The 10410-nt window shown below is 70.7% G+C and carries 9 protein-coding genes and 1 riboswitch; all 9 genes read left to right on the top strand.

The genetic code is table 11. The features are described 5' to 3' along the window. Positions 1 to 585 precede the first annotated feature (585 nt). Entirely contained in the window at positions 586 to 1482 is an 897-nt protein-coding gene (rpsB, locus tag J7E86_RS07770) for a 30S ribosomal protein S2 (protein ID WP_215080787.1), read from the top strand. A 98-nt stretch (positions 1483 to 1580) separates the two neighbouring features. Continuing rightward, positions 1581 to 2417, top strand: coding sequence for a translation elongation factor Ts (tsf, locus tag J7E86_RS07765; protein WP_215080786.1), 837 nt, complete (start codon positions 1581 to 1583; stop codon positions 2415 to 2417). A 163-nt stretch (positions 2418 to 2580) separates the two neighbouring features. Then, positions 2581 to 3360: a UMP kinase gene (gene pyrH, locus J7E86_RS07760; protein WP_215080785.1), complete on the top strand. Its 780-nt coding sequence runs from the start codon at positions 2581 to 2583 to the stop codon at positions 3358 to 3360. Positions 3361 to 3525: 165 nt separating this feature from the next. Next, the gene (frr, locus tag J7E86_RS07755) at positions 3526 to 4083 is read left to right on the top strand and encodes a ribosome recycling factor (protein WP_215080784.1); all 558 of its coding nucleotides are present in this window, start codon (positions 3526 to 3528) and stop codon (positions 4081 to 4083) included. After that, positions 4083 to 5186 carry a phosphatidate cytidylyltransferase gene (locus J7E86_RS07750; RefSeq protein ID WP_215080783.1) on the top strand — a complete coding sequence of 368 codons (1104 nt, stop codon included), beginning with the start codon at positions 4083 to 4085 and terminating at the stop codon, positions 5184 to 5186. The genes frr and J7E86_RS07750 overlap by 1 nt, the downstream gene beginning before the upstream one ends. A 111-nt stretch (positions 5187 to 5297) precedes the next feature. Continuing rightward, positions 5298 to 6404 (top strand): 23S rRNA (adenine(2503)-C(2))-methyltransferase RlmN, encoded by a 1107-nt coding sequence (gene rlmN / locus J7E86_RS07745; RefSeq protein ID WP_215080782.1) that lies wholly within the window; start codon positions 5298 to 5300, stop codon positions 6402 to 6404. Between the two features lie 45 nt (positions 6405 to 6449). Further along, positions 6450 to 6553: riboswitch (TPP riboswitch) on the top strand. Beyond that, complete coding sequence (locus J7E86_RS07740; protein WP_215080781.1) at positions 6549 to 7646, top strand: thiamine ABC transporter substrate binding subunit; 1098 nt, start codon at positions 6549 to 6551, stop codon at positions 7644 to 7646. It overlaps the preceding riboswitch by 5 nt. 68 nt (positions 7647 to 7714) lie before the next feature. Beyond that, the gene (locus tag J7E86_RS07735; protein WP_215080789.1) at positions 7715 to 9328 is read left to right on the top strand and encodes an iron ABC transporter permease; all 1614 of its coding nucleotides are present in this window, start codon (positions 7715 to 7717) and stop codon (positions 9326 to 9328) included. Next, entirely contained in the window at positions 9328 to 10356 is a 1029-nt protein-coding gene (locus tag J7E86_RS07730; RefSeq protein WP_215080780.1) for an ABC transporter ATP-binding protein, read from the top strand. Before J7E86_RS07735 ends, J7E86_RS07730 begins: the two co-directional genes overlap by 1 nt. Positions 10357 to 10410 lie beyond the last annotated feature (54 nt).

The raw sequence follows: 10410 nt of genomic DNA, 5'->3' as shown, positions 1-10410 counted from the left end.
GCCGTGCCCCGTGCGCCCCGCTCACCGGCCAGGCCCGGTCGGCCGCAGGACCGCCGCCCGGCCCGGCGGGCCGCGGGGCGGTCGGCGCCGTGAGCCGTGGGGCCCCTGCGACCGCTGTGACGCAAGCGATGCAAGCGAGCACGGTCAGCGATAAGCAGAGCGTGACCGCCCCGAGCCGCGGCCGAAGGCGCCCGCGGATGCCGCCCGGAAGGCTTCGCCGGCGGGCGGGAGATCGTGTGGGGCGCCGCACGGGACGCCGGGTGAAGGTCATGGCGGCACTCTGGCCCGGCCGGCGGATTCGTGGGGATCTTGCCCAGGATCTGTGGACTACTCGCGGGTTGTGCACAACGCCGTCACCCGGGCCTTCCCCGGTCCCGTACACTTCTCATGGCGATCCGGGTGACCGGATCGACTTCGCACGCCCCGCTACCGGCGCGTCAGTCCCTTTCGGGCAGCCCGGTGGCCGTGTCTCTCGGTCCGCGGAACGGTTCCTCGCAAGGGCGCCTTCCACGGCGGACACGTCGGGGCGTCAGGAGCGGCGGCCGCCCGGCCGCCGTGGAACCGAGTATTTCAAGGAGCGCGGCCATGGCCGTCGTCACGATGCGGGAGCTGCTGGAGAGCGGCGTCCACTTCGGTCACCAGACCCGTCGTTGGAACCCGAAGATGAAGCGTTTCATCTTCACGGAGCGCAACGGCATCTACATCATCGACCTGCTCCAGTCGCTGTCGTACATCGACCGCGCCTACGAGTTCGTCAAGGAGACCGTCGCGCACGGCGGCTCCATCATGTTCGTCGGTACGAAGAAGCAGGCCCAGGAGGCCATCGCCGAGCAGGCGACGCGCGTCGGCATGCCGTACGTCAACCAGCGCTGGCTGGGTGGCATGCTCACCAACTTCTCCACCGTCTACAAGCGCCTGCAGCGTCTCAAGGAGCTCGAGCTCATCGACTTCGAGGATGTGGCCGCGTCCGGCCTCACCAAGAAGGAGCTGCTCGTCCTCTCCCGCGAGAAGACCAAGCTGGAGAAGACCCTCGGCGGTATCCGCGAGATGCAGAAGGTGCCCAGCGCCGTCTGGATCGTGGACACCAAGAAGGAGCACATCGCCGTCGGTGAGGCGCGCAAGCTGCGCATCCCGGTCGTCGCGATCCTCGACACCAACTGCGACCCCGACGAGGTCGACTACAAGATCCCGGGCAACGACGACGCGATCCGCTCCGTCACCCTGCTGACCCGTGTGATCGCCGACGCCGTCGCCGAGGGCCTCATCGCCCGTTCCGGTGTCGCCACCGGTGACGCGAAGGCCGACAAGGCCGCCGGCGAGCCCCTCGCCGAGTGGGAGCGCGACCTGCTCGAGGGCGAGAAGAAGGCCGACGACGAGGCCGAGAAGCCCGCCGAGGCCCCCGCCGCCGAGGCTCCGGCCGTCGAGGCCCCCGCCGCCGAGGCCGAGGCCGAGAAGCCGGCCACGGACGCCGAGCAGGGCTGACACCTTAAGTCCCGGTAGTTGAACGGCGGGGGCCGGCGCGAGACGCGCCGCCCCCGCCGTGCACCCGTAGTCACACCGACTTTCGAGAGAGATTCACCATGGCGAACTTCACCGCCGCTGACGTCAAGAAGCTCCGTGAGCTCACCGGCGCCGGCATGATGGACTGCAAGAAGGCGCTGGACGAGGCGGCCGGCGACCTGGAGAAGGCCGTCGAGATCGTGCGCGTCAAGGGCCTCAAGGGCGTTGCCAAGCGCGAGAGCCGCACCACCTCGAACGGTGCCGTCGTCTCCGTCATCGCCGACGACAACACCTCCGGTGTCATCGTCGAGCTGAAGTGCGAGACGGACTTCGTCGCCAAGGGTGACAAGTTCGTCGCCGTGGCCAACGCGCTGGCCGCCCACATCGCCAAGAGCGCCCCGGCCGACGTCGACGCCCTGATGGCGTCCGAGATCGAGGCCGGCAAGACCGTCCAGGCGTTCGTGGACGAGGCCAACGTCACCCTCGGCGAGAAGATCGTCGTCGACCGCTTCGCGCAGTTCGCCGACGGTTTCGTCTCCGCGTACATGCACCGCACCGCGGCGGACCTGCCCCCGCAGGTCGGTGTCCTCGTCGAGCTCGACAAGGAGAACGCCGAGGTCGCCAAGGACATCGCGCAGCACATCGCCGCCTTCGCGCCGAAGTTCCTCTCCCGCGAGGAGATCCCGGCCGACGTCGTCGACAACGAGCGCCGCGTCGCCGAGGCCACCGCTCGCGAGGAGGGCAAGCCCGAGGCCGCCCTCCCGAAGATCGTCGAGGGTCGCGTCACCGGCTTCTTCAAGGAGAACGTGCTGCTGGACCAGGCGTTCGCCAAGGACAACAAGAAGTCCGTCCAGAAGATCCTGGACGAGGCCGGTGTCACGCTGAAGCGCTTCGCGCGCATCCGCGTCGGCGCCTGAGCCGTCAGCAGGGCAGCGATTGACCTGCGACCCGCTAGGGTCGTACGCAGCCGACCCTCCACCGGTCGGCCGCTGATGTGACGAGGAGGCCATTGCCGAACAGGGATCTGATAAAGACCCAACCGGCAATGGCCTTCTTCGTATGTGCACGAGGAGATCTCCAATGAATCAGGGTGCGGACGCCCGGCAGGCCGCCGACGACAAGAGTGCTGACCACGGCAAACGCCGTCGGTTCATGCTGAAACTGTCCGGCGAGGCCTTCGCCGGCGGCGGGGGCCTCGGTGTCGACCCCGATGTGGTGCACGCCATCGCCCGCGAGATCGCGGCGGTCGTCCGCGAGGGGTACGAGATCGCGGTCGTCATCGGCGGCGGCAACTTCTTCCGCGGCGCCGAGCTCCAGCAGCGCGGCATGGACCGGGCCCGCTCGGACTACATGGGCATGCTCGGCACCGTGATGAACTCGCTCGCCCTCCAGGACTTCCTGGTCAAGGAAGGCGTCGAGACGCGGGTGCAGACCGGCATCACCATGGGCCAGGTCGCCGAGCCGTTCATCCCGCTGCGCGCGGTGCGCCACCTGGAGAAGGGCCGCGTCGTCATCTTCGGCGCCGGCATGGGCATGCCCTACTTCTCCACCGACACCACCGCCGCCCAGCGCGCCCTGGAGATCCACGCCGAGGCGATCCTGATGGGCAAGAACGGCGTCGACGGGATCTACGACTCGGACCCGAAGAAGAACCCCGGCGCGGTGAAGTTCGACGCCCTCGAGTACGGCGAGGTGCTCGCCCGCGGCCTGAAGGTCGCCGACGCCACCGCCATCTCCCTGTGCATGGACAACAAGCTGCCGATCCTGGTCTTCGAGCTGCTCGCCGAGGGCAACATCGCCCGTGCGGTCAAGGGTGAGAAGATCGGCACGCTCGTGAGCGACGAGAACACGCGGGCCTGACGACCCGCACGCCGTCAGGTCGGGCACGCCCGATACGGACGGCAACTCCGTGCCGTGGGAAGACCTCGGCACGGGGATGGACAACTGCCTGCCGGTCGGACACCGTGCAGGAGAAGACGCGCGCAGGGGCGAGGCTCTGCTTACTGATAACACCAGGAGCAAGTGGTGATCGAAGAGATCCTCCTCGAGGCCGAGGAGAAGATGGAGAAGGCCGTTGTGGTCGCCAAGGAGGACTTCGCGGCGATCCGCACCGGGCGTGCGCACCCGGCGATGTTCAACAAGATCGTGGCGGACTACTACGGTGCGCTGACGCCGATCAACCAGCTGGCGTCCTTCTCGGTGCCGGAACCGCGCATGGCGGTCGTGACGCCCTTCGACAAGAGCGCGCTGCGCAACATCGAGCAGGCGATCCGCGACTCCGACCTCGGCGTCAACCCGAGCAACGACGGCAACATCATCCGGGTGACGTTCCCGGAGCTCACCGAGCAGCGCCGCAGGGACTACGTCAAGGTCGCCAAGACCAAGGCCGAGGACGCGAAGATCTCGATCCGTTCCATCCGCCGCAAGGCCAAGGAAACCCTCGACAAGCTCGTCAAGGACAAGGAGTCCGGCGAGGACGAGGTGCGCCGCGCGGAGAAGGAGCTCGACGACACCACCGCGAAGTACGTCACGCAGGTGGACGAGCTGCTCAAGCACAAGGAAGCCGAGCTCCTCGAGGTCTGATGAACGACACATCCTGGGGGGCTCCGTCGAGCGCCGGATACTGGGGGTCCACCGACCGGGGGCCCTCCTCTCCGGCGCCCTCGGCGGGTCCTGTGCGCGAGGCGGGCGTCGCGGCGCAGACTCGCCCCATGCCCACCGTGCCCGCCTCAGGCGGAGACCAGGACGACCGTGACCAGCGGGCCGCACACCTTCGCGGCCCCCTGTTCCGCGATGAACAGGAGTTCGACATCCACCCCCAGGAACCGGCCCCGGTGCCTGACTCCCCTCAGGCACCGAAGGCGGGAAAGAAGAGCGCCGGCCGTGATCTGCGGGCCGCGATAGGGGTGGGGGTGGGCCTCGGCGCGGTCATCCTGGCCTCCCTGTTCATCTACAAGCCCGTCTTCCTCGGCGTCATCGTGCTGGCCGTCGTCGTCGGGCTGTGGGAGCTCACCTCCCGCCTCGCCGAGCGCAAGAGCATCAAGGCTCCCTTGGTGCCGCTGGCGCTCGGTGGCGCGGCCATGGTCATCGCGGGCTATGTGGACGGCGCCGAGGGCGCCTGGATCGCCATGGCCTTCACCGCCCTGGCGGTGCTCGTATGGCGCATGACGGAACCGCCGGACGACTACCTCAAGGACGTCACGGCGGGCATCTTCGCGGCGTTCTACGTGCCCTTCCTCGCCACCTTCGTGGCGCTGATGCTCGCGGCCGGCGACGGCGCGTGGCGGGTGCTGACCTTCCTCATCCTGACGGTGGTCAGCGACACCGGGGCGTACGCGGTCGGCTGGAAGTTCGGCAAGCGCAAGCTGGCGCCGCGCATCAGCCCCGGCAAGACCCGCGAGGGGCTGCTGGGCGCCGTCGCCTTCGCCATGGTGGCGGGCGCCCTGTGCATGCGCTTCCTGATCGACGACGGGGTGTGGTGGCAGGGTCTGCTGCTCGGCCTGGCCGTCGCCGTCAGTGCCACGCTCGGCGACCTCGGCGAGTCCATGATCAAGCGTGACCTCGGGATCAAGGACATGGGCGCGCTGCTGCCGGGCCACGGCGGGATCATGGACCGGCTGGACTCGCTGCTGCCCACCGCACCGGTGGTCTGGCTGCTCATGGTGGTCTTCGTCGGTGGCGCCTAACCGCGCACACCGCCTCTGACCTGGCGTTTCATCGACAGGCCGGTACGGTACGGGGTCCGTTGTCCACAGGGCGGCGGGCCCCGTCCGTATGTCTGCGACACTGGTAGAACCATGCCTGTACCCGGAGAACTCACTTTCGTCGCGCCGCGTGGGGCCAAGAAGCCCCCGCGGCACCTTGCCGACCTCTCGCCCGCCGAGCGCCGTGAGGCGGTTGCCGCGATCGGCGAGAAGCCGTTCCGCGCCAAGCAGCTGTCCCAGCACTACTTCGCCCGGTACGCGCACGACCCCGCGGCATGGACCGACATCCCGGCGGCGGCGCGCGAGAAGCTCGCCACCGAGCTCCTGCCGGAGCTGATGAGCGTCGTCCGGCACATCTCGTGCGACGACGACACCACCCGCAAGACCCTCTGGCGGCTGCACGACGGCAAGCTGGTCGAGTCCGTGCTGATGCGCTACCCCGACCGGGTCACCATGTGCATCAGCTCGCAGGCCGGCTGCGGCATGAACTGCCCGTTCTGCGCCACCGGCCAGGCCGGCCTGGACCGCAATCTGTCGACCGCCGAGATCGTGCACCAGATCGTCGACGGCATGCGCGCCCTGCGCGACGGCGAGGTGCCCGGCGGCGCCGCCCGCCTGTCCAACATCGTCTTCATGGGCATGGGCGAGCCGCTCGCCAACTACAAGCGGGTCGTCGGCGCCATCCGCCGCCTCACCGACCCCGAGCCCGACGGCCTCGGCCTCTCGCAGCGCGGCATCACCGTCTCCACCGTCGGCCTGGTCCCGGCCATGCACCGCTTCGCCGACGAGGGCTTCAAGTGCCGCCTCGCCGTCTCGCTGCACGCGCCCGACGACGACCTGCGCGACACCCTGGTGCCGGTCAACACCCGCTGGAAGGTCCGCGAGGTCCTCGACGCCGCGTGGGAGTACGCCGAGAAGTCCGGCCGCCGGATCTCCATCGAGTACGCCCTGATCCGCGACATCAACGACCAGGCATGGCGCGGCGACCTCCTCGGCCGGCTCCTCAAGGGCAAGCGCGTCCACGTCAACCTCATCCCGCTCAACCCGACGCCGGGCTCGAAGTGGACGGCCTCCCGGCCGGAGGACGAGCGGGCGTTCGTCGAGGCCATCGCGGCGCACGGCGTGCCCGTGACCGTCCGCGACACCCGTGGCCAGGAGATCGACGGCGCGTGCGGGCAGCTGGCGGCCACCGAGCGCTGAGCCGCCCGCCGGAGGCGCACTGATACTGTGCCTTCGCACAAGTGAACAATCCGACAGGGGAGCGCGCGAGCGCTGAGAGTGCGGCACGGCCGCAGACCCTCGGACCTGATCCGGGTCATACCGGCGTAGGGAGTCAGCACCACCATGAACACCAACCTCCGGCGTGCCCTCGGCGCGACCGTCGTGGCCGCGCTCGGCCTGCCCCTCCTGGCCGCCTGCGGCGGCTCGGGCGGCTCGGGAGCCTCCGAGGAGGCCGACGGCGGCAAGACCGTCACCCTCGTCTCGCACGACTCCTTCGTCGCCTCGGAGGGGGTGCTGAAGGAGTTCACGAAGCAGACCGGCTACACGGTCAAGGTCGTCAAGGGCGGCGACGCCGGCCAGGCCGTCAACCAGGCGATCCTCTCCAAGAAGCACCCCCAGGGCGATGTCTTCTTCGGCGTCGACAACACACTCCTGTCGCGCGCGCTCGACCAGGGCCTCTTCGACCCGTACGAGGCCAAGGGCCTGGACCGGGTCCCCGGGAAGCTTCAGGCCGACGCCGCCGAGCACCGGGTCACCCCGGTCGACACCGGTGACATCTGCGTCAACTACGACCGCGCGTACTTCACCGAGCACAAGCTCGCCCCGCCGCAGTCCTTCGACGACCTGATCAAGCCGGAGTACAAGAACCTCCTCGTCACCGAGAACGCGGCGACCTCCTCTCCCGGTCTCGCCTTCCAGCTCGCCACCGCCGCCAAGTACGGCGACGACGGATGGCAGGACTACTGGAAGAAGCTCAAGGCCAACGGCGTCGAGGTCGTCAGCGGCTGGGAACAGGCATACAGCGAGCGCTTCTCCGGCTCCGCCGGCGGCAAGAAGGCCAAGGGCGACAAGCCGCTCGTCGTCTCCTACGCCTCCAGCCCGCCCGCCGAGGTCATGGGCGTCGAGCCCGCGCCCAAGGAGGCCCCCACCGGGGTCGCGACCGGCACCTGCTTCCAGCAGACCGAGTTCGCCGGGCTGCTCAAGGGCGCGAAGAACACCAAGGGCGGCAAGGCCCTCATCGACTTCCTGCTGAGCAGGACGTTCCAGGAGGACATGCCCCTCCAGATGTTCGTCAGGCCCGCCAGCCAGGACGCCGCGCTGCCCGAGCTGTTCACCAAGTACGGCGCGAAGGTCACCGACCCGCAGACCCTCGCCCCGGAGAAGATCGCCAAGAACCGTGAGCAGTGGGTCAAGGCATGGTCCTCGATCGTCCTGAAGTAGCTCCGCGCGAGACCGGGCGGGCCACCGTCCGCCCGGCCTTCCGGCAGTCGGCGGTGCGGCTCGGCCTGATGGCCGTGCCCGTCGCCTTCTTCGCGGTCTTCTTCGCCTACCCGGTCACCGCCATCGTCTCCCGCGGTCTGAAGGACGGCGGCCGGTGGCAGTTCGGGCGGATCGGCGAGGTGCTCACCGATCCGGCGATCGGGCACGTCCTGTGGTTCACCACCTGGCAGGCGGCCGCCTCCACCGCCCTGACGCTGGCGGTCGCGCTGCCCGGCGCGTACGTCTTCGCCCGTCTCGACTTCCCCGGCAAGCGACTGTTGCGGGCCCTGGTCACCATTCCCTTCGTCCTGCCGACCGTCGTGGCCGGCTCGGCCTTCCTGGCCCTCCTCGGCCGCGGTGGACTCCTGGACGAACTGTGGGGCGTGCGCCTGGACACCACCGTCTGGGCGATCCTCCTCGCCCACGTCTTCTTCAACTACGCCGTCGTCGTACGCACCGTCGGCGGCCTCTGGGCGCAGCTCGACCCCCGTCAGGAGGAGGCCGCACGGGTGCTGGGCGCCGGCCGCCTCACGGCCTGGCGGCGGGTCACCCTGCCCGCCCTCGCGCCGGCCGTGGCCGCCGCGGCGCTGATGGTCTTCCTCTTCACGTTCACGTCCTTCGGCGTCGTCCAGATCCTCGGCGGTCCCCGCTACGCCACGCTGGAAGTGGAGATCTACCAGCAGACCGCGCAGCTGCTGGACCTGCCGACGGCCGCGGTGCTCACGCTCCTGCAGTTCGTGGCGGTCGCCGTGCTGCTGGCCGTGCACGCCCAGGCCGTACGCCGCCGGGAGTCGGCCCTGAGGCTGGTCGACGCCGCGCACACCTCCCGCCGCCCGCGCGGCCCGGCCCAGTGGACGCTGCTGGGCTGCGTGCTGGCCGTGATCGCGCTGCTGATCCTGCTGCCGCTGGCCGTGCTCGTCCTGCGCTCCTTCGACGGCCCCGACGGCTACGGCCTGGCCTTCTACCGCGCCCTGGCCTCCGCGGGCGGCAACGGCGGCACCTTCGTCGTCGCCCCTCTGGAGGCCATCGGCAACTCCCTGGCCTACGCGCTGGCCGCCACCGGTATCGCGCTGGTCATCGGCGGTCTCGCCGCCGCCGCGCTGACCCGGCGCGCCGGCCGGCTCGTGCGCGGCTTCGACGCGCTGCTGATGCTGCCGCTCGGCACGTCGGCCGTGACCGTCGGCTTCGGCTTCCTGATCACCCTGGACGAGCCGCCGCTGGACCTGCGCACGTCGTGGATCCTGGTGCCGCTGGCCCAGGCCCTGGTGGGCGTCCCCTTCGTCGTACGGACCGTGCTTCCGGTGCTGCGCGCCGTGGACGCCCGGCTGCGCGAGGCCGCCGCCGTACTCGGCGCGTCACCGCTGCGGGCCTGGCGCGAGGTGGACCTGCCGCTGGTCGGGCGGGCCCTCGCCGTGGCGGCGGGCTTCGCGTTCGCCGTGTCGCTGGGGGAGTTCGGGGCCACCGTCTTCATCGCCCGCCCCGACAGCCCGACCCTGCCGGTGGCCGTGGCCCGGCTGCTCGGCCGCGCCGGTGAGCTCAACTACGGGCAGGCGATGGCTCTCAGCACGATCCTGATGCTGGTGTGCGCGGTGGCGCTGCTGGTGCTGGAGCGCGTCCGCACCGACCGTTCGGGGGAGTTCTGATGTCCTTGCTGCGACTGGACGGCGTCACCGTCCGCTTCGGCGAGCGCCCGGCGCTCGACGCGGTGGACCTGGAAGTCGCCGAACACGAGACGGTCTGCGTGCTCGGGCCGAGCGGAAGCGGGAAGTCCACGCTGCTGCGGGTGGTCGCCGGGCTCCAGCGCGCCGACGCCGGGCGGGTGCTCCTCGCGGGGCGGGACCAGGGCGGTGTGCCCACGCACCGGCGCGAGGTGGGCCTGATGTTCCAGGACCACCAGCTCTTCCCGCAGCGCGACGTGGCCGGCAACGTCGGCTTCGGCCCGCGCATGCGCGGGGCGGGCCGCGCGGAGACGCAGCGCCGGGTCGCCGAGCTGCTCGACATGGTGGGCCTGCCGGGCGCCGGCCCGCGGTCCGTCGCGGCGCTCTCCGGCGGCGAGCAGCAGCGCGTGGCGCTCGCCCGCGCGCTCGCCCCCCGGCCGCGGCTGCTGATGCTCGACGAGCCGCTCGGCCAGCTCGACCGGAGCCTGCGCGAGCGGCTGGTGGTGGAGCTGCGCGAACTCTTCGCCCGGCTGGGCACGACCGTGCTCGCGGTCACCCACGACCAGGGCGAGGCGTTCGCGCTCGCCGACCGGGTGGTGGTGATGCGCGACGGGCGCGTCGCCCAGGCGGGGACGCCGCTGGAGGTCTGGCAGCGGCCGGCGTCGGAGTTCGTGGCCCGGTTCCTGGGCTTCGACAACGTCGTCGGGGCCACGGTGAGCGGTGAGCGCGCCAAGACGCCGTGGGGGACGGTCCCGGTGCCGGCGGGGACCCGCGAGGGCGGGTGCCGGCTGCTCGTACGGCCCGCCGGTGTGCGCCTGGCGCCGGAGGGCGAAGGGCTGCCCTGCACGGTGTCCGGGCGGACGTTCCGCGGCGACCATGTCGCCCTGCTGCTGCGGCCCGCCGACGGGCCCCGGCTGGAGGCGGCCTGCGGGCTGCGGGGCGCGCCCGAGGTGGGTGACCGGGTGGGAGTCGTGTTCGACGCGGCCGAGGTCGTGGTGCTGGAGAGTGCCTGAGGCTCGGTCCTGAACGTAAGACCTTGAACGTAGGTAAGGGGCCGCTGCCCGGGC

The sequence above is a fragment of the Streptomyces sp. ISL-11 genome, from assembly GCF_018614525.1.
In the GTDB taxonomy this organism is placed as follows: domain Bacteria; phylum Actinomycetota; class Actinomycetes; order Streptomycetales; family Streptomycetaceae; genus Streptomyces.
This window is presented reverse-complemented; position numbering and strand designations above follow the sequence as displayed.

What these genes read in the sequence shown, in the direction of transcription:
- rpsB (WP_215080787.1), top strand. Translation starts at nt 586, where the DNA reads ATGGCCGTCGTCACGATGCGGGAGCTGCTGGAGAGCGGCGTCCACTTC.
- tsf (WP_215080786.1), top strand. Translation starts at nt 1,581, where the DNA reads ATGGCGAACTTCACCGCCGCTGACGTCAAGAAGCTCCGTGAGCTCACC.
- pyrH (WP_215080785.1), top strand. Translation starts at nt 2,581, where the DNA reads ATGAATCAGGGTGCGGACGCCCGGCAGGCCGCCGACGACAAGAGTGCT.
- J7E86_RS07750 (WP_215080783.1), top strand. Translation starts at nt 4,083, where the DNA reads ATGAACGACACATCCTGGGGGGCTCCGTCGAGCGCCGGATACTGGGGG.
- rlmN (WP_215080782.1), top strand. Translation starts at nt 5,298, where the DNA reads ATGCCTGTACCCGGAGAACTCACTTTCGTCGCGCCGCGTGGGGCCAAG.
- J7E86_RS07740 (WP_215080781.1), top strand. Translation starts at nt 6,549, where the DNA reads ATGAACACCAACCTCCGGCGTGCCCTCGGCGCGACCGTCGTGGCCGCG.
- J7E86_RS07735 (WP_215080789.1), top strand. Translation starts at nt 7,715, where the DNA reads ATGGCCGTGCCCGTCGCCTTCTTCGCGGTCTTCTTCGCCTACCCGGTC.
- J7E86_RS07730 (WP_215080780.1), top strand. Translation starts at nt 9,328, where the DNA reads ATGTCCTTGCTGCGACTGGACGGCGTCACCGTCCGCTTCGGCGAGCGC.